This window comes from Idiomarina sp. HB (genome assembly GCF_048059115.1).
GTDB classification, from domain to species: Bacteria; Pseudomonadota; Gammaproteobacteria; order Enterobacterales; family Alteromonadaceae; genus Idiomarina; species Idiomarina abyssalis.
In genome coordinates this window covers 180213-202928 of sequence record NZ_JAYLVU010000004.1, presented here as the reverse complement: position 1 = coordinate 202928, position 22716 = coordinate 180213, and the positions used below count along the sequence as shown (strand labels likewise).

Genomic DNA, 22716 nt, shown 5'->3' with positions numbered 1-22716 from the left:
GCAGACTATCTGTAATTATAGTCGTGTTTTCAAACAATTTCCTTCAGGAGGGTTCCCGTGGAAATACCCAGCATGCTCGCTATTGTCGCTGCACTATGGGTTGTTCTCGTCATTGCCGGCGTTTTTGAGGCTGTTCGTCACTGGGCGCTTGTTCGCAAAATTCCGGTTCGAGTCCATGTTAATGGCACTCGCGGTAAAACCAGCGTTACCCGTTTAATTGCTGCAGGGCTGCGTAGCGGCGGAAAACGTATTTGCGCAAAAACAACAGGTTCAGCCGCGGCCATTACTGACCCCGAGGGGCGAGAATTCCCTATTTACCGCATTAGCGGCGCAAATATTATCGAACAAATGCGCACCCTGAAAAGAATGGCCGCATTAAAGCCCGAAATTGTGGTTATGGAATGTATGGCGCTGCAACCACAGTACCAGTCCTTAAGCGAACTGCGAATGGTACGTTCAACAGTAGGCGTTATTACCAATGCCCGAGCCGATCATTTAGATGTGATGGGGCCGGGAGAAAACGATGTAGGACTCGCCCTTGCCGGTAGCACCCCGGTGAAAGGGGATTTATTCACCGCTGAGCGAGACTTACTCGACATCTTCAAGCACTCCTGCCAAGACCGAAAGAGCGAGCTGCATGGTGTAACAGAAGACGAAGTTAACGCTATTACTGAGGAAACCATGAAACGTTTTCGCTATGCCGAACATGCTGAGAACGTTGCGTTGGCACTTAATGTCTGCGAACACCTGGGCGTCGACAGGGAGAAAGCCTTAGACGGAATGGTTGCCCTTGAGCCGGAAGCGGGTGCCATGCAGGTTCTTCACGTTAATTACTTCAAGCGGGAAATTGTTTTCGTCAACGCTTTTGCAGCCAACGATCCAGAGTCTACTGGTCGCATTTGGGAAAACATGCTGGAAAAGCATGGCAACGAACGTCGAAAAATCGTGTTAATTAATTGTCGGGCGGACCGCCCACACCGCTCTCAACAAATGGCCGAAGATGCGGTTAAGTGGAGCGAAGCGGATAAATACCTACTGATGGGGTCAGGCACCTTTATTTTCGTCCGTAATGCGGTGAAATATGGCCTCGACCCAGAAAAATTATTAGTCATGGAAAATGCCCATATGACCGAAATAACCGAAACAATTTTAGAAGAGTCCGGCAGCAGCGCATTAGTTGTTGGCATGTGCAATATTCACGGCGGTGGCGAAGAAGTCGCTCGCTTCTTCCAGAACCGGGCAATCAAGGAGGAAGATCTATGATTGCATTAAACATTCTGGCCGTTGCCATTGGGGTCGGCTTATTTTTTACCTTATTACTCACTCAAACTTTAGGCCTTGCCGCTGGCGGTTTGGTTGTACCTGGGTATGTCGCACTGCAATTGACCGATCCTTTAAGCCTGGCCATTACGCTTATTGCCGCGCTTATCACTTATTTGATTGTCCGAATTATTGCCAGCTTTGCCATTATTTATGGCCGCCGCCAAACCATTATCATGATTCTTACCGGCTATTTGATTGCCGGGTTAATGGACTTATTTCTTGGTAACCTGGTTAACTGGGTCGATTTACAAATGATTGCCGGGGGAGATAACGCCCAGGCACAAATCGCAACACTTGAGTCCAGCTTTATGATGTCCATTATGGAAAGCAGCATTATCGGCTACATTATTCCCGGACTTATCGCCATTTGGTTTGACCGACAGGGCGTACTTCAAACCCTGTGCGGGCTGGCAGTAACAGCTGTGCTGGTCAGGCTAGCACTGATTGTGATTATGCCGGAATCACTACAAATGTACGAAGCAAGCCAAGCATTTCAGATGCCCGGCTGGTAACAGGAGGACGAATCATGAGTAGTTTTACAAAGATTTATTGGCGTTCTTCGGGCGTACCAACCTGGGGATTAATTTTTCTTATCGTATTATCCGTTATTGTGATGGTGGCGGCGGAAAACGTGAAGCAGCGTGATCCTATCGTTGACGACAACTACGCTACTATGGTTAACGCATCGAAGATAATGCGTGAAGGCATGCAGGTACTGAAACCACTGCGCGCTCAATTAGCACCAATTAACCCTGAGTTTGATCCCCAACGCTCAGGATTCGTTGGTTTAGAAAATAGCATTGTAACGACCAACCATGGTGGCCGTGAATCGAAACAAACAACAGTGAACCCTAACTGGGCTGCCGTTGCAGTTAAATTAATGGCCGATGCCGGTGTGAAAGAAGGGGATTTAGTTGCAGTCACCGTATCGGGTTCCTTCCCCGCATTAAACCTCGCTGTTTATTCAGCCATTGAAGCTATCGGAGCCGAAGCGGTTATCATTGCATCCGCATCATCGTCGCAATGGGGTGCCAACGTTCCTAACTTCTTGTGGCTTGATATGGAGCGCGAGCTTAGAGAAGCCGGTGTGCTCTCTTTAAAGCCTGTTTATGCGTCTATCGGCGGTATTGAAGACCGTGGCATTGGGATACCTGAAGAGGGGATCCGTTCAATACGCAACAGTATTGAAAACGCAGATATTAACTTAATTGAGCCCGCGAACTACCAGGAAGCAGTTGCTGATCGTATTGCGATATTTCGAGAGTATTCAGCCGACCGCCAATACAAAGCGTTCGTCAACGTGGGGGGAGGAGCAACTATTGTCGGTCCTCCGGGTATCGATGACATGTTCAAGTCCGGCCTGCAAAAAGATGCGCCATCACGAGCTTTTGCAGTAGATACCGTAATGGGTTACTTCCTGCAGGAAGACATTCCCGGCATTCACTTCATTGGTATCAAAACCATGGCTGAACGACACGGCCTTCCGTTAATGCCACCTGAAGTTGTTCCGGTTGGTAATGGCGGAGTTTATTCAGCCACTATTTATAACCGTTGGTTAGCGTTAGGGTTAGGTGTTGGATTATTTGCCATGACCTGGCTTATTGTTCGCTCTGCTCGCATTACCAGCTTGTGGCGCAGAACTGGCGAAAGCGGTAAAAGCACGAAGCCGATGGTTTAATAGCTACCAACAAAGGGGGAGTTACTCCCTCTTCTGGTCGAGCTTACATACTGGCTAATTTAGTGCTAAAACTAACAGTAGTTTATTATCGCTTGTTAGTGAGATGAGAGCATGAGCAAAAGGAATATTGTCTGGGCGGTGGTCATTATTGGCATCGCCTTTTTCGTTTATCTTGGTATTAACAAAGAGTCGACTAGCTATGAAGGCATTGCCAGTGGCAATGGGCGAATAGAAGCCGTCGAAATTAACGTCGCCACGAAAGTTGCCGGTCGCCTCGACAATGTATGGGTTGAAGAAGGTCAGTTCGTGCTCACCGGCGACAAACTGGCAAAAATTGATACCACCACTTTGGAAGCTGAACTGCATCAAACCCAAGCAGTATTTAAACAGACTCAAAACGCCATCAATACCGCCAAAAGCCAGGTAAATCAACGGCGCGCTGAAAAAGACGCCGCACAGGCCTTATTAAAACAACGAGAGTCTGAGTTAGACCTTGCCAAAAAGCGTCTGGCACGTGTACAGAGTTTATCCCAACAAGGCTCTATGTCAGCCCAGGAGCTGGATGATGCAAAAGCCGCTGTTGTTAGCGCTGAGTCGGCGGTAGCTGCGGCGAAATCTCAAATTGCTTCTACTGAAGCGGCGATTACCACGGCCATCTCACAGCGAGAGGAAGCAGAATCTGCTGCTCAAGCCGCCAAAGCAACCATTGAACGTATCCAAATCCAAATTGATGATAGTACCCTTTTGTCCCCCCGGGACGGCCGTGTTCAATACGTAGTATCAAGGCCAGGCGAAGTGATTGGGAGTGGCGCCCGAGTAGTTAATATGGTCGATCTGAGCGATGTTTACATGACCTTTTTCTTGCCAACACAGACTATTGGAAAGATTTCAGTCGGTAGTGAAGTCCGTATTGTATTAGATGCACTGCCCGACTACCGCATCCCGGCTAATATTAGCTTTATTTCAGACGTAGCTCAGTTCACACCTAAAACAGTAGAAACCCAGGAAGAACGTGAAAAACTGATGTTCCGGGTCAAAGCCAGTATTGATAAGAAGTTACTAGAACAACACCTGGAGCGGGTAAAGACAGGGCTCCCTGGGGTGGCTTATGTCAAACTTGATGGACAGGACAGTTGGCCTATTGAGCTGCAATCGGAGCTTGACTGATGTCAACAGACAATGACTCAGTAGTAACACTGAGCGAGATCAATTACCGCTACGGAAAACAACAAGCGCTTGAAGCATTATCAATTAAAATTCCACGGGGGCAACTCTGTGGCCTGATTGGTCCCGACGGAGTAGGGAAATCCACCTTACTCTCATTGATTTCCGGGGCACGCGCGCTACAAAAAGGCCAGTTACATGTTCTTGATGAAGACTTGAGTCAGTCGCGTCAACGTAAACATTTATATCGTCGTTTAGCCTACATGCCACAGGGACTTGGTAAAAACCTTTACCCGACTTTATCGGTTGAGGAGAACCTCAGCTTTTTCGCACAACTTTTCGACATTGACGGTAAACAACGTCGGCAACGTGTCAGTCGTTTGCTAAAAGCCACTCGCCTATGGGAGTTCCGCGATCGCCCCAGCGCCAAGTTGTCCGGTGGTATGAAGCAAAAGCTTGGGCTTTGCTGTGCCTTGATTCACGAACCCGAGCTTCTTATTCTTGATGAACCTACCACTGGCGTAGATCCTTTGTCCCGTCGCCAATTCTGGCAACTCATTGCTGATATTCGCCAACAACACCCTGACATGAGCGTTTTAGTCGCTACTGCCTATATGGATGAGGCCGAGGGCTTTGACTGGCTGGCTACTATGAATGCAGGGAAGTTATTAGCCGCAGGCTCTCCAAATGAGTTGCTGCAGCAAACGGCAACATCCACTCTTGAAAAAGCCTATATTAAATTGCTGGGTGCAGAACCCAATCAGGACTTTGAAAATATCGCTCGTCTCTCGATAAAAGAAACATCGGTCGCTATCGAAGCCCAGGATCTTACCATGCAATTTGGTGACTTTACCGCCGTAGATAAAGCGAGTTTTCGCATTCAAAAAGGCGAGATATTCGGCTTCTTAGGCTCTAATGGTTGCGGTAAAACCACCACCATGAAGATGCTGACCGGTTTACTTACCGCCAGCTCTGGTAAAGCCTGGCTCTTTGATCAGCCAATTGAGAACAACCCTCTTGAAACCCGAAAGCGTGTAGGCTACATGGCTCAAAGCTTTTCCTTGTATGGAGAATTAACGGTTTACCAAAACTTAAAGTTACACGCCCAGTTATTCGATATTCCTAAAAACAGCATAGAAGAAAGAATAGAAAGCGTTGCTGAGCAATTCGATTTACAACGACTATTCCAACAATTACCTAGCCAGCTTCCGGTAGGAGAACGACAGAGGCTATCTTTAGCGGTTGCAATGATCCACCAACCAGAAATATTAATACTGGATGAACCAACTTCGGGCGTTGACCCTGTTGCACGGGATCACTTCTGGCAAATTCTGATGAAGTTATCGCGTAAGCATGGTGTCACCATATTTATCTCAACGCACTTTATGAACGAAGCCGAGCGCTGTGATCGCATATCCTTAATGCATGCCGGGAAAGTTCTAATAACCGATACCCCCGAAGCTATTACTAAAAGCCGTAATAGTGACTCGCTGGAAGATGCCTTCGTCAATTATTTAGAAGAGGCGTCTGCTTCTCATCACTCGCAACAATCACCGCAGGAACCTTCAGAACTGCAACATAGTGAAAAACTTAAACTCAATCACGGTTTTAGCATTAAGCGACTGCTCAGCATCAGTCACCGCGAAACCCTGGAGCTTATCCGCGACCCGGTGCGCTTAGTGATGGCCTTAGTTGGTAGCGTTATTCTGATGTTTGTTTTGGGTTACGGCATTAATATGGACGTTGATGAAATTGATTTCGCGGTATTAGACCGTGACCAGACCAGCACCAGCCGGGACTATATTTTAAGCTTATCGGGTTCTCGTTACTTTAATGAAAAAGCCCCCCTGACAAGCTATGAACAAGTTGACGATGCCTTAAAAGCTGGAGAAATCAGCTTAGCTATAGAAATACCCAGCGGGTTTGCTCGCGATATGCAGCGTGGGGAAAACGTCAGTATAGGGGCCTGGATTGACGGTGCAATGCCAATGCGTGCAGAGACCGCGCAAGGATACATTCAGGGTATGCATATTGACTGGCTACAAAAACAGCAACAACAGTTAAGCAGCCAGCCAACAAAGCCAGCGATGGTCGATATAGCATCGAGGTATCGCTATAACCCCGACGTTAAAAGCTTGCCAGCCATGGTTCCTGCTGTCATTCCACTGTTGTTAATGCTTTTCCCATCCATACTGACGTCACTGTCTGTAGTGAGAGAGAAAGAACTGGGCTCTATTACAAATTTTTATGTTACCCCAACCCGCAAAAGTGAGTTTTTTATTGGTAAGCAACTACCCTATGTCGTTCTCGCAATGGCAAACTTCTTAATATTGGTTGCTCAGGCGTTGTTTATTTTTAACGTAGAAATCACCGGGAGTTTTCTGGCTTTCTCACTCGCGACCTTTCTCTATGTTCTGTATGCAACCGCACTTGGACTTATTATGTCGGCCTTTCTTAATAGCCAAATTGCCGCGCTTTTTGGTACTGCACTTGCCACCATTCTGCCTGCATCCCAATTCTCTGGCATGATCACGCCGGTGACTTCACTCGAGGGACTTGCCAAGGTTATCGGCGAAATTTATCCGACAACTTACTATATGATTGTCAGTCGAGGCGTGTTTTCGAAAGCCCTGTCATTTAATGAGTTGCAGGTCATGTTAGTCGGGCTCAGCATCGCTGCCATTCTTTTCATTGCCATTGGTATTAGCTTAGTCAGAAAACAGGAGCAATAAATGCGATCAGCTAAAAACATTGCTCATTTAGGCGTGAAAGAGCTCATTAGCTTGTCGCGTGACCCTATGTTACTGCTGTTTATTATGCTGGCTTTTACCGTATTTGTTTATACCGCGGCATCTGCCACACCACAAACTTTGTACAAAACACCAATAGCCGTTATCGACAATGACCGTTCCCAGCTTTCCAACCAATTGATAAACAGCTTCTTAATGCCTTACTTTTTGCCGCCCGAAGCCGTTTCTGCTCAAGAGGCAGATCAGCTTATGGACGAAGGGCGCTACACCTTTATTCTCGATATTCCTGAAGGGCTGCAGCGTGATTTGTTAAGTGGTGAGCAGCCTCAGCTACAACTCATCGTTGACGCCACGCGCATGAGTCAAGCCTTTACTGGTAACGGTTACATTCAATCTATTATTAATCGCGAAGTCAGCTCCTTCACGCAGTCCGACACTCAGTTACCTGTCGATATAGCCGTAAGGGCACAGTTTAACCCGGAGCTTGATAGCGGATGGTTCAGCGCCATTATGGAATTGATTAACCAAATTACCATGTTGTCGATTATCTTAACCGGTGCAGCCCTGATAAAAGAACGGGAACACGGCACCATTGAGCACCTTATGGTAATGCCGGTCAGCCCTTTTCAAATTATGGTCAGCAAAGTTTGGGCTATGGCCTTAGTCGTATTAGTTGCCTCTGCGTTCTCACTCACTGTGATAATTAAACAGGCGCTTGCTATACCTACCAGCGGTTCCTTAACACTGTTCTTATTCGGTACCGCTCTGCACCTTTTTGCCACCACGTCTATTGGCATTTTCTTAGGAACCTATGCCCGCTCTATGCCCCAGTTCGGATTACTGTTTTTGCTGATTATTATGCCAATGCAGATACTCTCCGGCGGCATGACACCTTTTGACAGTATGCCTGCTGCAGTTCAGGCTGTGATGTACTTTGCTCCTACATCTCACTTTACCGAATTTGGTCAAAGCATCTTATTCCGTGGCGCCGGGTTAGAAATTGTTTGGCCACAGCTACTTGCACTAAGCGGTATTGGCGCCTTATTCTTTTGGGTTTCCTGGCGCCACTTTCACGAACGGTTAGCGGATATGGCGTGAACCATTTTTTAAGTCATAACAGTGACATATTGCTTGCCATGCTTCTTCCGCGCTATCCACAATCTGGAACAAGTCTAAGTCGTATTCTGCAATAGTGCCTTCTTCTACCAGCAAATCGAAATCGACTGCACGACGCCAAAATTCAGATCCCACCAAAACGATAGGTACAGGTTCTGATTTTTTAGTTTGTACCAAAGTTAAGGTTTCGAATAACTCGTCGAGCGTTCCGAAGCCACCAGGAAAAGCAACTAACGCACGAGCTCGTTGCAGAAAGTGCATTTTTCGAATGGCAAAATAGTGAAACTGGAAGCAGTATTCGGGTGTTATATATGGGTTTGGGCGTTGCTCGTGAGGCAGTACAATATTCAGACCAATACTTTCTCCTCCGGCTTCCATCGCTCCTCGGTTCGCAGCTTCCATGATGCCGGGGCCACCACCACTGACAATCATCAGGTTTTCTTCATCGTGCTTAAGGTTGTGTTCAGTCGCAATACGTGAAAAGTCCATTGCCTGCTGATAGTAAGCACTATTTTTTAATGCCCGCTGGGCGCGCTTTAAGTTACCTTTTAAGCTGTCATTATCTGGCTCTTCTGCTAACGCTTGCTCAGCCATACGGGCATCATGCTGCGCCTGCTCAGGCGATAAAAAACGGGCGCTGCCAAACACAACAATGGTTGCGTCTATCTGATGCTTTTCGAGCGTTAACTGAGGCTTTAAATACTCCAGTTGCAGGCGTACCGCGCGCAAGTCGTCCTGCAGTAAAAATTCATGATCGGCAAATGCCAGCTTATACGAGCCTTGCCCTTCTATTTTGGCAATAGATTCTTCAGACTGTTTCGCCGAAATTAGACGACGTCGATGCAACTCATTTTCTTTCATGGGAAGTCCGTATGCATGGGGTTAATGGTAACCAATAACGGCTAGTTTATCTTAAATACAGAGCAAAGCCTTTTGAATTAGTCTCTCTCCAGTTGCATAGAGACCATACCATTATTTTCACCCACCTCGTGAAACCCCAGGTCTTTATAAAGTGACCGCGCCGGCGTATTTTCAGGGTATACATTCAATGTAATAAACCTGACTTGCTCCTGCTCCCAGGCATTTTCCATTAATGCTTTTACAAATAACCGCCCCAGCCCTTTGCCTCTCATTTTCGGGTTAACAATAAGGCAGGCTATGTGAATACCGTTCTCGACTTTTTCATAAGCCTGAGCAAAACCAATCAGCTCTTCATTCTGATAAAACGCAAAAGTGCCGCGTTCATTGCCTTTAATTTGTTGCCAGATAGCGTCCGCAGGGCTGCCATACCGAACTTTATCGCCAAACCATAGCCGGAACTCTGCAGCATTCTCAGGCCAGGTCAACGCTACTTTTAACTCGTTTAATTCAGCTTTCTTTAACATCGCTCTTTGTTTTAACAATGGGTTTCCAACGTAAATTAGCACAGAAGAAAACCTAACGTCGCGTTAGTTCGCTAACTAAGGTAATGTGAGTCCTATAAAAAATAACCTCCTAAAAGATGCAACTAACGGCGCCATGCTAAGCAATACCAAACTGCACCAGAAACTTGCCTTGCCCTTAATTATCCTCTCTCAATTACTGGGCACGTCCTTGTGGTTCAGCATTAACGGTGTCTGGCTTCCCTTGTCGGCAGAACAGCAACTCACTGAGTCAGACTTAGGCGCTCTAACTCTGGCCGTGCAGCTGGGTTTTATTATCGGCACTCTCACACTGGCACTAACCGGGCTGGCGGATCGCTACCGGGCCAGCCAGATTTTCCTGTTCTCCAGCATGGTTGGTGCAGCTGTTAATGCACTGTTTATCCTTACCGTTGATATTGCCAGCATCGCCTGGTTGCTGCGCTTTTTAACCGGGCTTTGTTTAGCCGGAATTTACCCAATGGGAATGAAACTGGTGATATCCTGGGTGCCCCGCTATGCAGGCAGCGCACTTGCCTGGCTACTAGCCATGCTGACTCTGGGTACGGCTTTGCCGCACCTCATGCGCGGAATAACCCTGGATTTTTCCTGGCAGATCCCACTACTGGTATCTTCGCTACTGGCATTGCTTGGCGGCCTCTTAGTAGGATGGCTTGGCAGTGGTCCTCATCTGCCGGCTACCGCGTCAGCTCATACGTTGCGCTCTGGCTTGCGCGCATTAACACGCCCCAAATTCAGAGCCGTTGCTGTCGGTTACTTTGGTCACTGCTGGGAGTTATACGCGTTCTGGATGTTAACACCGTTGCTAGTGTTGCAACCTCTAACCGCTCTTAACCTTCCTTTAAGCGCAGTACCCTGGCTGGCCTTTTTCATTATTGCTATTGGCAGCCTGGGCTGTATTGGCGGTGGTTTACTGACCAAACGGCTCCCGGGGCTAACCGTTGCCAGACTGGCATTATTCAGCTCCGGCAGCATTTGTTTGCTGTACCCTTTAATGACACAACTTCCCGCCTGGATACTTTTCGCTTTATTGCTGTTTTGGGGTCTTACGGTTATTGCTGACTCTCCGCAATTTTCAGCGCTGGCCGCTCATTTTGCACCCAAAGAAAATGTTGGTTCTGCACTGGCCATAATGAATGCCATTGGGTTTTCATTAACACTACCGGCCATATGGCTAACCAGTAATTTGTGGTCTATACATAACGAATGGGTTACCTGGCTTCTGCTGCCCGGACCAATCATTGGTTTATGGGCAATGCGCAAGCTATCAGCATAGAGAAGACATTATGGCCACTAAAATTAAAGACCAACGTATCTATAAGTACGGCGTCATTGCTGTCGTTTGCGTTGTTGCCGCTCTGGCACTTATTTTTGTTCTCGGACGTTTCAGTTAGAGTTAGTGCTCACCAACTTCCTACTCACCCTGAAGCGTGAGAACTAAGGTGCGTGCGCCGCCATAGTCCCGATGCTCGCAAAGATAAATACCCTGCCAGGTTCCCATATTTAAACGGCCATTTGTCACAGGAACGGTCAGACTACTGCCAAGAATGCTCGACTTTAAATGTGCCGGCATATCATCCGGCCCCTCAAACGTATGACGATAATAGGGGGCATTTTCCGGTACCATCTCATTAAAATGGCTTTCAAAGTCCTGCCTAACCGTTGGGTCCGCGTTTTCATTAATGGTTAAAGACGCAGAGGTGTGCCTAATAAACACATGCAATAAACCCACCTGAACCTGCCCAAGCTGCGATAAGGCCTGCTCAACCTCGCTGGTAATAAGGTGAAAACCTCGCGGCCGAGCCCGTAACTGAAGTTCCGTTTGTTTGATAAGCATTTGTAAACCCGTTTGCTGTACATGAAAGCTTGCCATATGCTTAGAGCATATCGAAAACAACGACATAACTTAAAGGAATGATACTAATGCGATACTTACTGATCGTTTTTACACTTTTATTCAGCATAACAAGTTTAGCTCAAGAAAGTGTCGAAGAAGCCACCACAAAAGCCGTAAAAGCATTTTTGTATGGCGCCAGCATTAATTCACCAAAAGCTCATGACCGGTTCTGGGCAGAAGAACTCACTTATACCAGCTCCAGCGGTAACCGCTTTGGTAAAGAGCACCTTATGTCCGGCATGAAAGACGCCAAAGCTAAAGACCCTGAAGAAGTAAAAGTTTGGTACGGGGCCGAAGACATCGAAGTAAAACAGTTTGGCGATACCGTGGTATTTAATTTCACGCTAACCGCCGAAGAAGAAGGAAAAGTAACAAAATACTATTACAATACCGGCGTTTTAATTGAGCGTGACGGTAGCTGGAAAGCCGTCAACTGGAACGCAACTGAAGTCCCTGAATAAAAGTAAACAGCCACCGGAGGCAAAGAATGGCACGAGCACACGCATTACATATTTTGGTCGAAACCAAAGACGAAGCCGAAACGCTAAAAGAGCAACTTGCGCAGGGCGCTAAGTTTGCAGAGTTAGCACGTAAGCACTCACTTTGCCCCTCCGGCAAAAAAGGCGGCGATTTAGGCGAGTTTAATCGCGGCCAAATGGTTTCTGCTTTTGACAAAGTCGTGTTCGGCAAGCCCACTCTTGAAGTGCACGGGCCGGTCAAAACTCAGTTCGGCTGGCACTTAATTAAGACATTGTCCCGCAGCTAACAAACCGTTTTTATTCTTGCTCCTCAACCGGGTCGGCGTCCTTTTTACCAGGCTCTACATAAATAGCGATGCCTTCTCCGGTTTTATCGGTCAGTCCAAACGCTTTGCCCACACTGACACCAAACCCAACGTTCCCTGAGTAGCCTCCGGCACCGGTGCCCACATAAACGGAGTTACCTTCTTTATCACCCGTTTTTTCAAGTAAAACCCCATTTGCGCCTACCTTCGCCGCCTCTTTTTTCAAGCGTTGCAGAACCGCCTCTACTTTAGCTTGTTCACCAAAACTCCAGGACGAATCACTGGTGGCTTCTATCAACGCAATTTCTTCGTAGCTCTCTGGCTTTTCTAAGTACACCTTCACCTGCTCAACCGGAATTTCAGGGCGAGCTTCGCCAATAAGTACTGAGGAAGAAGGTGATGCACAGCCTGCCAATAACAACATGCCGCTTAGAGCCAGCCCAGAATAAAATGTATATTGCATAACGCTACTCTCAGTTTTAATCGCTTACTTAATGAATAGCACAGAAGTGGTGATTTCACTCAACTCTTTCAATATCTTTAAGGAACCGTAAAATAGAAGAGACTAAGCATACCAACTGAACGGAGCTCTTTTTGCCTGATATTGACCTAATTAGCCGTCATTTTTTAGCACTGTACTTTCTCTTTATTGCGGTTCATTACGCAAGCACCGCCATTGGGCTTTCAAAGCGCACCGCACAAAGTCACATTCAGTATGGGGAAAAAGGCAGTGCTACCTGGTGGATAAGGCAGGTCTTTAACCTTTTTCGTGGAGCCATTTTAGTTGTTTGTATTGCCCGCGTTTTCTTCCCTATAGATCCCTGGTTGGGCATTTTCGCCTCACTTTATAGCCCCTGGGTTCTTTCCATTGGCATGGTCACTATGCTGGTATCTCTGGGGCTCGTGAGCTACAACCATGCTTACATGAGACAAGACTGGCGCTCAGGGATAGACTCCGATAGAAACCGGGCCTTGCTGACAAAAGGGCCTTTTTCACGCTCCCGAAACCCTATATTTTTAGCCATTATGTTGGGACAAATTGGGTTATTTTTGACGCTGCCCAGCCTGTTTACACTCATCTGTCTGGCAATGGGCGTCGCAATGATACGCCTGCAAGCGGTAAAAGAAGAACAAGCACTGAGTGAACTCTACGGTGAGGAATACCGGCAATACAAGAACCAGGTGCCGCGCTGGTTTTAAGTTCGTTAAGTTGTGCTGTGGGCTGAAGTTAAGGCAATATCATCGTAGCTGGCAACCACTGTATTCCTCCCGTCTGCTTTTGCCTTGTAAAGGTTTTTATCAGCAGTTTGCAGAAGAGTCTCAACAGTATCCTTTTTATCGCGGTCCGAAGCTGTTGCAATGCCAATACTGACGGTCGCATTAATGTCATCCAATAGCGGCTGCTTATTGAGTCTTTCTACAATCCGGTTCGCAATATTTGCTGCCTTATCGCCATCAGTATCAGGACAAATAATCAAGAACTCTTCACCACCCCAGCGACCGACTAAATCACCCTCCCGGGTTGTCTCTTTCATTACATTGCCAATCGCCACCAATACTTTATCACCCGCAATGTGGCCATATTCATCATTAATGCGTTTGAAATGATCGACATCCAGCAACAATATCGATGTAGGTTTTAAGTCTCGCCTCGAGGAGGCCAATAAGCTCTTTAAGCTATTATCTATGTGCAGGCGGTTAAAAATGCCCGTTAAAGGATCTGTTGTTGAGGTCTTTTGCAGTTGCTCATAAGCCTCACGCCGTGAGCGTTCATAATAACGAAACAGAAAAACCTGTGCGGTTGCAACTTCCACAAAATTAAAAAGAGCACCTAAACTTAAATTTCCCGGAACACCAAGACCCAACAATTTATACAAAAACCAGCCGCAATAAGCGAATACCAGTCCCGTCACCCATGTACCGGCGGTTGGCCCCAATAAGAAAAAGGCAATCGGCGGTAAAATCGTAACCCACAGCAACGAATAATTTCGTCCTTCAGCCAAATGAATAAAAGCTAACAGGACGAAAACCAAGGTTAGAGTCACTATCCACCCAGCCACTTTGAAATTACCACCACGGCTAACGTAAAAGTAGATAGCAGCGGCTAAAACAAAGCCGGAAAAGTCGTATATGGCAATATCAGCAGCATCAAAAAGCGTAATATTCAGCAAGCCAATTAAGCCGAAGTAAATCAGCATAATCAGCAAAACACTATAGATCAGTGACACCTGATGATACCTGGGATCATCAGTGCCAATGGTCGGATGGTATTTACGCCAATATTTCATAAGTCGCTTTTGCTGCTTTTTTCTTATGCTAGCGCGGTTTCACAGTGATTGGAACTTATGTCACTGGTTACTTATCTGGCAGCTTCCATTAAGATGGCTATAATTCCAGAAAAACCGGGCAAACTCATGAACAAAACTGCATTTGCAGCACTCGCCGAGTATATGGATCTTCTGCTCGATGCTATATGCGTCGTTGACCAGCAGCACCGGTTTAGTTATTTAAGCCCTGGCACTCAGCGCGTATTTGGTTATACACCCGACGAAATGATAAATCGCTCAATGTTCGACTTCATTCACCCTGACGACCATCAGGCAACCATGGCTATAGCACAGAAAATAAACTCAGGTGACCAAGTGGTTCACTTCGAGAACCGTTATATACGTAAAGACGGATCTGTTGCACACATACTTTGGTCAGCTCGCTGGTCAGAGCGAGATCAAAGGCGAGTTGGCGTTGCCCGCGATATCTCTGAACAAAAGCGCCTGGAGCGCGACCGCGAAAGCTTGATTGCTCGCCTTGAGCACATGGCACTGACTGATCCCCTAACCCAATTACCTAATCGCGCTTTGTTCTACGACAGAGTCAGTACAGCCCAAAAGCGTGCCACTCGAGACGGTACAGGTTTAGGTCTTCTGTATCTGGATCTTGATAAGTTCAAGTTCATTAATGATGAGTACGGCCACGCCACAGGCGATCAACTGTTAAAAGAAGTTGCCCAACGCATGGCTTCGGCAGTCCGCGCAACCGACACTGTTGCTCGACTGGGTGGCGATGAATTCGTGGTGCTTATTGATGCCGTTCCCTCAACAGACGAAGGTATAACGACGGTACGTGCTGTGGCAGAAAAAATCCGGCTAGCAATGCAAGCACCGTTGCGACTGCCCCATGGTGAAGAGGTCGTTACCTGCAGTATGGGTATGGCCTTGTGGCCACAGCACGGTGACACCGCAGACACCCTGATAAGTCAGGCTGACGAGGCTATGTACCGAGCTAAAAGGAATGGCGGTAATCAATTAAGTGAGTAGTTGATATAAAAACGCACCACCTTGGTAAGGGTGGTGCGCTGAATAAGACACGGCTATTGCCGTTTTAAAGTCTAGTTCTAAGAGCTTTTCGTTTCACTAATGTAGTCGTTAACAAATTGCTCCAGAATGTTCAGCGGTACTGGGCCACTGCCAAGCACAACGTCATGGAACTCACGAATATCAAATTTATCGCCAAGCTCTGACTTAGCTTTTTCACGTAATTCCAGTATCTTGTTCATGCCAATTTTATAGGCAGTTGCCTGGCTTGGCATGACAATGTGACGCTCCACCATTTTCACGGCGTCTGACTTTGCGTTCGGTGTATTGGTTACGTAGAAATCAATACCTTCTTCACGCGTCCATTTCTTATCATGAATACCTGTATCAACAACTAAACGAACCGCACGCCATAGCTCCATCGCTAAGCGACCAAAGTCGGAGTATGGGTCTTTGTACAAACCAATTTCTTTCGGCAGCTTCTCGGTGTACAGTCCCCAGCCTTCGCTGTAAGCAGTGTAACGGCCAAAACGACGGAACTTAGGAATACCTTCCAGCTCTTGCTGAATTGCAATTTGCATATGGTGACCCGGAATACCTTCATGGTAAGCCAGCGCTTCCATCTGATAAGTCGGCATAGCCGCCATGTCATAAAGGTTCGCGTAGTAAGTACCAGGGCGAGTACCATCCATTGATGGCTGCTGGTAGAAGGCCTTACCCGCTGACTTCTCACGGAAAGGTTCTACCGCTTTGACAATCAAATCAGCTTTAGGCTTTTTGATAAACAGCTCATCCAAACGCCCACGCATGTTATCGATGTAAGCCGTTGCTTCATCCAGATAACGCTTGCGACCTTCTTCGGTGTTCGGGTAAACAAACTCTTCGCTATTGCGCATATGGACAAAGAACTCTTGCAGCGTTCCTTCAAATCCCACTTCTTCCATAATGCCGCGCATTTCTTCATGAATACGCTCCATTTCACTTAAACCAATTTCATGAATTTCTTCTGCGGTTAAGTCAGTCGTGGTGGTGCGCTTTAACGCATTATTGTAAAACGCTTCACCGTCCGGGAATTTCCAGGCACCGTCTTTGGTCGTAGCTTGCTCGGCAATACCTTCCACCGCGGTAATCAAACCTTCATAGGCAGGCTTAACCGACTCTAGCATGGCTTTTTCTGCAGACGCTAACAGCTCTTCACGCTGGCTCTCTTCAAGCTCAAGCTTCTCAACTTTACTGGTGAAGTCTTTCCACAAAGCACTAGGCTCACCGTCATCAAACGGCGCACCGGTAATAATGTTTTTGCTGTCGCTAATTACGTAGGGGTAAACAAATTTCGGTGCGATAATGCCTTTTTCTGCCCGCAGTTCCAGGTTCTCTGCCAACTGGTCAAACAGCCCCGGCAAGCCATTTAAACGAGCAATGTAATCTTGTGCATCGTCCAATTCGCTAATGCCGTGTTGGTTGATCAACAACGAAGCAACACTGGAGTGCATGCCAAACATCTGATTAACCGGATAGTTGTGATGACGCCATTTGTAATCAGCAATCTCGTTTTCCAGCTTCTGCTTCATCAGCATCCAGCTTATTTTAGTCTGCTCATTCAGCTTTGACTCATCAATCGCCTTCACTTGCTCTAAATGCTCTTTCTGTAACGCCAGCTCTTCCTCTGCTGCCGCTTCAGAAATATCGTCCCATTTGTCCTGGTCTTCTTTAATACCAAGATAAGACTGATACATTGGGCTGCGCATGACATTTTCCATAAAAATGTCTTCAAACAGCTTATTGGCTTTTTCAGATTCAGTCTGTTCAGCATTCTGAGTAGTGTTTTCAGACGTTGCGGTTTGAGACTGAGCATTTGCCGCCGTCGCTTCTTCTTTGGAAGCGTCTGAACAAGCGGTCGTCATTAGCACCAGCGAGACAGCCAGCGCAATTTTCTTATATTCAAACATGTGTATTCTCTCCTGTTGTTTCATCAACTTGATAGCGTGTACAGCACGGGATGTCAATGAAGAGACGACGGCAGGGGTAATAGCTACGCCCAAACGTCTATGCCGACAACCCAGTGAAAATGTCCGGAATAACTCGGGCACTGTTGCGAGATAACTTATTCTGCAGGAAAGTAATAAACGCGACGAATGAGGCTATTATTAAACTCGTAAATCGCCAGGCTTTTCTGCGACCTCAGCTCTCCGTTCTGCCGCCAGCTTGCTTCTTCCACTGTACTGACACGGTTTCCTAATACAGTTAGGTCGGTTACTTCACTTTGACACGACGCGCAAGATTTAAAGTATTTGTCCATCGCTTCAATGAGCTCAGTCTTCCCGCTAGTTTCAACCGCTATTCTGTCACCATTAACCGACAGCCATTGAATATCATCGGTCACGTATTGTGACATTAGCTCCGCATTGTGCGCATTAAACGCGGCCACGAATGCCTTAACTTGTTCAGAACGCTCGGAAGCCGCCAGCCCGGGAGCCGATAGAACAAAGCAAAAGAACATGAAACAATTAGCTAAATGCCGCATGATCAATCCTTATTCAGTTACTGCAGTGTGTGTTCCCGGCACGCTTCAATTTGTGCAGCCGGCAAGGGCTCACCTATTACAGGTTCAAGTGCGAACTGCACCTTTGGAATCAAAGCCTGAAACTCGGTAAGTAATACATCCTTGCTTACGCTCTCGTTAAACACAAGCGTCACCTTCAAACTTTGCGGAAAGCGCTGATAGTCCACCTCATGCGTGAGCCAAATAAAGCCTTCATGTTCAAACTTCGCCACTTCGCACAACTGAGTCAGCTCGCGGATTATCTCCCGTTCCAGCTTTTTGTCCGTTTTTCGCATACAAACACCTTTAATAGCTTTCTAGCCATAGGATAACCTAATAACAGCAATGTTGCCCTGCCTGGCGTTTGACCCGCCTATTTAGCTAGCTATACTCATTTTATCAGTCGTCGTAAGGGGCATTGGTATTTGTTAAACCCTGATAACTGGACGTTATTTCAAGGACTGGCGGTATTTGGGGTTTGCGCTCTGATTATAGCTATTGCCGGAACCCGCATTACACGTATTGTCGATCAGCTTGCCGATCGCACTGGTATCGGTGAAGCCGCAGCAGGCGCGGTGTTACTGGGCGGTACAACATCAATTGGCGGCTCCGTGTTGTCTGTTACCGCGGCATGGAACGGTAATGCAGAACTGGCAATGAGTAATGCCCTGGGTGGCATTGCGGTACAAACCTTTTTCCTGGCGGTGGCCGATATGGTCTACCGACGCGCTAACCTTGAGCATGCAGCAGCATCGGTTCCGAACATGATGCAAAACGCACTGCTTATTGTTCTGCTTTCGCTTATTCTCATGACTCCGCTTTTGCCTAATATCACGGTCTGGGGGTTACACCCTGTCACGCCCATACTGTTTCTTGTTTATATTTACGGTATTCACCTTGTCCACCGGGCGCACGATGCGCCTATGTGGGCTCCGACAAAAACTCGTGAGACGCGGGAAGACAAGCCGGATGATATAAAGCTTATGCCGTCAATGGTAAGGCTTACGAGTGAGTTTTTTGTGCTGTTTGTCGTGCTTGGTTTTGCCGGTTACATGCTGGAGCCTTCAGCAACTGTCATTGCCGCAGAGACCGGACTGACCCAAACCATAGTAGGCGTTATGCTAACCGCAATTAGCACATCAATTCCCGAACTGGTCACTTCCGTCGCAGCCGTTCGCCGTGGCGCATTAACCCTGGCCGTAGGCGGTATTATCGGTGGCAATGCCTTTGATACCTTATTTACCGCCGCATCGGATATTGCCTACCGCGACGGATCGATTTATCACACCATGACCGACGGTACCTTGTTCTGGGTGTGCCTGACACTGTTAATGTCAGCCATTCTGATCATGGGGCTCATTCGGCGTGAGCGTGAAGGCCCCGGCCGTATTGGTTTGGAAAGCGTACTTATTACCGTGCTGTACCTTGGTGGGGTGTGGTTGTTGTTACGTTAGATTAAAACCTTATAACGCGTACTTCGCCCCCCACCTTGTGTTTTATAAAGCAGCCCCTGTGCAACCATATCCGCCAAATGTCGCGTCGCCGTTGCTTTGCTCACTTTAGCCACCGACTTATACTGCGATGCATTAATGCCGTCCGAAAAATCACCATCCAACAACCGGTTAATCACCTTTTGCTGATTTGGTTGAATATTTTTGTCCGCGTGGTGAGCCCAGAATTTTGCCTTAGCGACAACCCTGTCAATTTTTATTAGAGCGGCATCAACAGCCTCAGCAAGTGTTTGTAAAAACCAAACAAGCCATGGCGTTATATCAACCCCATGTTTCTGAGTATATTCCAGTATGTCGTAATAACCCGTACGATTTGCCAGAATCGCTTCGGACATCGCAAATAACCGAATACTTTGCCTGTCAGCCTGAGCCAGAGCTCTGTCGGTAAGCGCTCGAGTTATGCGCCCGTTCCCATCCTCAAATGGGTGTATTGTCACAAACCACAAATGGGCAATAGCGGCGCGTAACAAGGGATCGTAGTGCGAGTCCTGCTGCGTTTCATTGTACCAATTAACAAAGCTTTCGAGCTCTGTTTCTATATTGGCTCTTGGCGGGGCTTCAAAATGAACGGTCGGCCGTGTAATAGGCCCAGAAACAATTTGCATGGGCGCTCCACCGCGTAAAACACCGGGCTCTACTCGTTGCATAAGCGATTCATGATGCTCAAACAACCATCGATGCCAGTTTAATAGCCTTTCTAATTTAATTGGCTCATCCAGGTCTGTTACTGCAGATCGCATTAAACTGGCTAACCCTTCCGACGAACCATCAGTCTTTACCGGTGATTTGTCATTGATACCAAGTTGCCGAGCTAAGGAGGAGCGCACCGCGTACACATCGACTTTTTCACTCTCTATAGCCGACGATGCAACAATATTTGCCAGGAGCGTATCCAGGCTAAACTCAGCGTTATTTTCAACCAGTGCAGATTTGCCCTTTAGTTGACCAAGACGATCGTAAACACCACGCAACAAAGGCGCCAGCTGCTGTTGCTGCCACACCATGTTCGGCCAGTCTTTGTGTTGCCAAAGCCACGCGGTCATTTCCTGATTACCTTAGTTGCTTGCGTCGTGAGCTGAATAACAAGCTTATTCGGCTCATTTAATGAGCCAAATAATAGATGTATTCGGCTCATTTTGCAAACATTGGTACTTTTGTACCTTTTATCGGCTAAAGCCAATACGGGACTAAATCTACTAAAAGACTACTTGCAATCAGATACATTACCGCACTGATTAATGCATTGATAATACGCCAGGTTCTTGGTTTATTCAGTTTGCTCGCAAGTTTTTTTGCAACAAATACCAGTGTATAGAACCAGGTTGCCGAGGCACATAAAGCTCCGGCAACGAACCACGGTCTATAGACTTGCTCAAGGCCAGCAGTAACACCGCCAACCAGAACAACAGTGTCTATATAAACGTGTGGGTTTAAAAATGTCATTGCAAAAGCCATCAATAATGCGCTTTTAAGCGATGTTCTTTTGCTTTCACTCTCTTCTATCGATAATCGACTTTCACCTTTTATCGCAGCTTTTAGCGCATTACTTCCATACCAGATTAAGAAAATAGCACCCGCTAGGCTCAGCATTTGCCCCCAGATGCTTTCAATCGAAAAGAGCGCGCCAACGCCAAATACGCCCGCACCAATAAGTAGAATATCGCCGATAAAGCAAACGGTCGCCGCTGCAAACGGATGATTATTGGTTAGCCCGGTTTTTAACAGAAATGCATTCTGGCTACCAATTGCGATAATCAACCCACCAGAAATTACGGCACCCATAACGAATACACTGACAAACTCAAACATTATCACTTCCTGCGTTGTTCTAATCGTTTAAGTCAACGATAATGGAAATCATCGCTAGTTTAATATAAAGAAACAAACAGTCAATATAATGACCGATAAAGATAAAACAGCTATTAATGAAGCTATAGCAAAACGCGTTTACACCTTTCGTAAACAATACGGAATGTCCCTTGATGAGCTGGCTAGAAGTGCCGAAATTAGCAAGGGGATGCTAGTGCAAATAGAGAAAGGGCGTGCAAACCCAAGCATAGGGATTCTATGTAAATTAGCCAATGCACTCGCTGTTTCTGTCGCAGATATCGTGGCTGTGTCAGACGATCCAAAAGTAACGATTCGGCGGCCTCAGGATATCCCGACACTCTGGAATGGTGAGCATGGAGGATCTGCTCGCCTGCTTGCAGGTTCAAAGGGCGCTATCATGATTGAGTTATGGCGATGGTCTATGTTTCCCAAAGAACAGTTTGTATCTGAAGCGCACTCTAAAGGAACCATTGAACTCATTCACGTTGAGGAGGGTTGTTTAGACGTTTTGGTGAATGAAGAAACTTATACTTTATCGGCAGGTGACTCAATGACCGCCGAAATGGACGTTGCTCACACATACCAGAACAGCACTAGCGAACCGGTTCACTTCACTATGACGGTTTACGAAAAGTCTAGGTAGAGCTCTCATCCTATGAACCCAAGTACCGTGAATTCCAACAGGCTTTATCTAATAGTCGACCTTGAAGCCACCTGCTGGGACGGCAACGTTGAAGGTTTAGACCGAAAGCAAACCGTCGACGATATGGAAATTATCGAATTCGGCTGTGCTGTTGCGGAAGACAATGGCACCGTACTGGACTACCGTTCTTTCATGGTGCGTCCGCAATTACATCCCAAACTCAGTGAGTTTTGTACGCAGCTGACAAGTATCACGCAAAGTGATGTTGGCGCGGCTGCTGTTTACCAAAGTGTTGTCCCTGAAATAGACCAGTGGCTAAAGAGCTATAAGTTAGTGGGCTGGGGTTCATGGGGTAATTACGACAAAAACCAAATTAGCGCGGAGCAACGACGTCATAATCTGGCGCCGGATTTTTTCTCGCTACCACACATTAATATCAAGCAGCAGTGGCGTCAGGGAAAAGTGAATAGTCGTAGCGCTGGTTTGGCCAATGCGCTTAAATATCATGGTTTGTCTTTTGAAGGCACGCATCATCGAGGTATTGATGATGCGTTAAATATTGCACGATTGCTAAGGTTTACTGAGCTGTAAGATCGCACCTGCGGTAGAACCGCAGGCTACGTCAAAACACATTATTCCAAATTCTGGATCTTATTATCGATCAAGTATGTATTAATCAATAAATTCAAAGACTTATATTTCTTGATATATAAGACATAGAAGTTTACCCACCACTCTACCCACCG

At 46.8% G+C, this 22716-nt stretch carries 24 protein-coding genes; 14 read left to right on the top strand and 10 right to left on the bottom strand.

Annotated features, from left to right (window positions below; translation table 11 throughout):
• Nucleotides 1-57: 57 nt before the first annotated feature.
• The 6 genes from pgsB (at nucleotide 58) to VBY75_RS11995 (ending at nucleotide 8013) form a co-directional block, all read left to right on the top strand.
• Nucleotides 58-1263 carry a poly-gamma-glutamate synthase PgsB gene (gene pgsB, locus VBY75_RS12020; protein WP_054490057.1) on the top strand — a complete coding sequence of 402 codons (1206 nt, stop codon included), beginning with the start codon at nucleotides 58-60 and terminating at the stop codon, nucleotides 1261-1263.
• On the top strand, nucleotides 1260-1835 hold the full coding sequence (gene pgsC, locus VBY75_RS12015; RefSeq protein WP_054490055.1) for a poly-gamma-glutamate biosynthesis protein PgsC: 576 nt from the start codon (nucleotides 1260-1262) through the stop codon (nucleotides 1833-1835). Before pgsB ends, pgsC begins: the two co-directional genes overlap by 4 nt.
• Before the next feature lie 14 nt (nucleotides 1836-1849).
• Nucleotides 1850-3001: a poly-gamma-glutamate system protein gene (gene pgsW, locus VBY75_RS12010; protein WP_222235911.1), complete on the top strand. Its 1152-nt coding sequence runs from the start codon at nucleotides 1850-1852 to the stop codon at nucleotides 2999-3001.
• Nucleotides 3002-3112: 111 nt separating this feature from the next.
• The gene (locus VBY75_RS12005; RefSeq protein ID WP_416512716.1) at nucleotides 3113-4168 is read left to right on the top strand and encodes an HlyD family secretion protein; all 1056 of its coding nucleotides are present in this window, start codon (nucleotides 3113-3115) and stop codon (nucleotides 4166-4168) included.
• Complete coding sequence (gene rbbA / locus VBY75_RS12000; RefSeq protein ID WP_416512714.1) at nucleotides 4168-6897, top strand: ribosome-associated ATPase/putative transporter RbbA; 2730 nt, start codon at nucleotides 4168-4170, stop codon at nucleotides 6895-6897. The genes VBY75_RS12005 and rbbA overlap by 1 nt, the downstream gene beginning before the upstream one ends.
• Nucleotides 6898-8013, top strand: a complete 1116-nt coding sequence (locus VBY75_RS11995) for an ABC transporter permease (RefSeq protein WP_416512712.1) — start codon at nucleotides 6898-6900, stop codon at nucleotides 8011-8013.
• Here the strand turns inward: VBY75_RS11995 and VBY75_RS11990 are convergent.
• Both VBY75_RS11990 and VBY75_RS11985 read right to left on the bottom strand, forming a co-directional pair.
• Nucleotides 7996-8892, bottom strand: a complete 897-nt coding sequence (locus VBY75_RS11990) for a TIGR00730 family Rossman fold protein (protein ID WP_222235915.1) — start codon at nucleotides 8890-8892, stop codon at nucleotides 7996-7998. The genes VBY75_RS11995 and VBY75_RS11990 overlap by 18 nt on opposite strands.
• Nucleotides 8893-8969: 77 nt before the next feature.
• A complete protein-coding gene (locus VBY75_RS11985; RefSeq protein WP_416512709.1) occupies nucleotides 8970-9458 on the bottom strand; it encodes a GNAT family N-acetyltransferase in 489 nt (162 codons plus the stop codon).
• A 43-nt stretch (nucleotides 9459-9501) separates the two neighbouring features.
• Here VBY75_RS11985 and VBY75_RS11980 point away from each other — a divergent pair, with 43 nt between their 5' ends.
• Complete coding sequence (locus VBY75_RS11980) at nucleotides 9502-10728, top strand: MFS transporter (RefSeq protein ID WP_416512707.1); 1227 nt, start codon at nucleotides 9502-9504, stop codon at nucleotides 10726-10728.
• A 138-nt stretch (nucleotides 10729-10866) separates the two neighbouring features.
• On the opposite strand, the gene VBY75_RS11975 is transcribed toward VBY75_RS11980, so the two are convergent.
• Nucleotides 10867-11289, bottom strand: a complete 423-nt coding sequence (locus VBY75_RS11975; protein WP_416512850.1) for a secondary thiamine-phosphate synthase enzyme YjbQ — start codon at nucleotides 11287-11289, stop codon at nucleotides 10867-10869.
• Between the two features lie 86 nt (nucleotides 11290-11375).
• On the opposite strand from VBY75_RS11975, the gene VBY75_RS11970 reads away from it, so the two are divergent.
• A complete protein-coding gene (locus VBY75_RS11970; protein ID WP_199493773.1) occupies nucleotides 11376-11810 on the top strand; it encodes a nuclear transport factor 2 family protein in 435 nt (144 codons plus the stop codon).
• Nucleotides 11811-11836: 26 nt separating this feature from the next.
• Nucleotides 11837-12115, top strand: coding sequence for a peptidylprolyl isomerase (locus tag VBY75_RS11965; RefSeq protein WP_222235919.1), 279 nt, complete (start codon nucleotides 11837-11839; stop codon nucleotides 12113-12115).
• Nucleotides 12116-12125: 10 nt separating this feature from the next.
• Here the strand turns inward: VBY75_RS11965 and VBY75_RS11960 are convergent, their stop codons facing one another.
• Entirely contained in the window at nucleotides 12126-12596 is a 471-nt protein-coding gene (locus tag VBY75_RS11960; protein WP_233399139.1) for a hypothetical protein, read from the bottom strand.
• A gap of 131 nt (nucleotides 12597-12727) precedes the next feature.
• Between VBY75_RS11960 and VBY75_RS11955 the strand changes: the two genes are divergently transcribed.
• Nucleotides 12728-13333 (top strand): methyltransferase family protein, encoded by a 606-nt coding sequence (locus tag VBY75_RS11955; protein WP_416512704.1) that lies wholly within the window; start codon nucleotides 12728-12730, stop codon nucleotides 13331-13333.
• A gap of 5 nt (nucleotides 13334-13338) precedes the next feature.
• Here the strand turns inward: VBY75_RS11955 and VBY75_RS11950 are convergent, their stop codons facing one another.
• The gene (locus VBY75_RS11950) at nucleotides 13339-14421 is read right to left on the bottom strand and encodes a GGDEF domain-containing protein (RefSeq protein ID WP_416512702.1); all 1083 of its coding nucleotides are present in this window, start codon (nucleotides 14419-14421) and stop codon (nucleotides 13339-13341) included.
• A gap of 126 nt (nucleotides 14422-14547) precedes the next feature.
• On the opposite strand from VBY75_RS11950, the gene VBY75_RS11945 reads away from it, so the two are divergent.
• Entirely contained in the window at nucleotides 14548-15447 is a 900-nt protein-coding gene (locus tag VBY75_RS11945) for a diguanylate cyclase domain-containing protein (protein ID WP_416512700.1), read from the top strand.
• A gap of 77 nt (nucleotides 15448-15524) precedes the next feature.
• Here the strand turns inward: VBY75_RS11945 and VBY75_RS11940 are convergent, their stop codons facing one another.
• The 3 genes from VBY75_RS11940 to VBY75_RS11930 all read right to left on the bottom strand — a co-directional run bounded on the left by VBY75_RS11940 (nucleotide 15525) and on the right by VBY75_RS11930 (nucleotide 18282).
• Nucleotides 15525-17393, bottom strand: coding sequence for a DUF885 domain-containing protein (locus VBY75_RS11940; RefSeq protein WP_278358889.1), 1869 nt, complete (start codon nucleotides 17391-17393; stop codon nucleotides 15525-15527).
• A 155-nt stretch (nucleotides 17394-17548) separates the two neighbouring features.
• Complete coding sequence (locus VBY75_RS11935) at nucleotides 17549-17968, bottom strand: nuclear transport factor 2 family protein (protein WP_416512697.1); 420 nt, start codon at nucleotides 17966-17968, stop codon at nucleotides 17549-17551.
• Nucleotides 17969-17985: 17 nt separating this feature from the next.
• Nucleotides 17986-18282 (bottom strand): hypothetical protein, encoded by a 297-nt coding sequence (locus tag VBY75_RS11930; RefSeq protein ID WP_273022203.1) that lies wholly within the window; start codon nucleotides 18280-18282, stop codon nucleotides 17986-17988.
• Nucleotides 18283-18411: 129 nt separating this feature from the next.
• Between VBY75_RS11930 and VBY75_RS11925 the strand changes: the two genes are divergently transcribed.
• Nucleotides 18412-19440, top strand: coding sequence for a sodium:calcium antiporter (locus VBY75_RS11925; protein ID WP_416512695.1), 1029 nt, complete (start codon nucleotides 18412-18414; stop codon nucleotides 19438-19440).
• Here VBY75_RS11925 and VBY75_RS11920 read toward each other — a convergent pair.
• Nucleotides 19437-20540, bottom strand: coding sequence for a Fic family protein (locus VBY75_RS11920; protein ID WP_271332276.1), 1104 nt, complete (start codon nucleotides 20538-20540; stop codon nucleotides 19437-19439). The two genes, VBY75_RS11925 and VBY75_RS11920, sit on opposite strands and share 4 nt — an antisense overlap.
• A 127-nt stretch (nucleotides 20541-20667) precedes the next feature.
• Nucleotides 20668-21306, bottom strand: coding sequence for a LysE/ArgO family amino acid transporter (locus VBY75_RS11915; protein ID WP_199493763.1), 639 nt, complete (start codon nucleotides 21304-21306; stop codon nucleotides 20668-20670).
• Nucleotides 21307-21394: 88 nt separating this feature from the next.
• On the opposite strand from VBY75_RS11915, the gene VBY75_RS11910 reads away from it, so the two are divergent.
• Together VBY75_RS11910 and VBY75_RS11905 are read left to right on the top strand one after the other, a co-directional pair.
• Nucleotides 21395-21970 carry a helix-turn-helix domain-containing protein gene (locus tag VBY75_RS11910; protein WP_199493762.1) on the top strand — a complete coding sequence of 192 codons (576 nt, stop codon included), beginning with the start codon at nucleotides 21395-21397 and terminating at the stop codon, nucleotides 21968-21970.
• A gap of 12 nt (nucleotides 21971-21982) precedes the next feature.
• On the top strand, nucleotides 21983-22561 hold the full coding sequence (locus tag VBY75_RS11905; RefSeq protein ID WP_199493761.1) for a 3'-5' exonuclease: 579 nt from the start codon (nucleotides 21983-21985) through the stop codon (nucleotides 22559-22561).
• Nucleotides 22562-22716 lie beyond the last annotated feature (155 nt).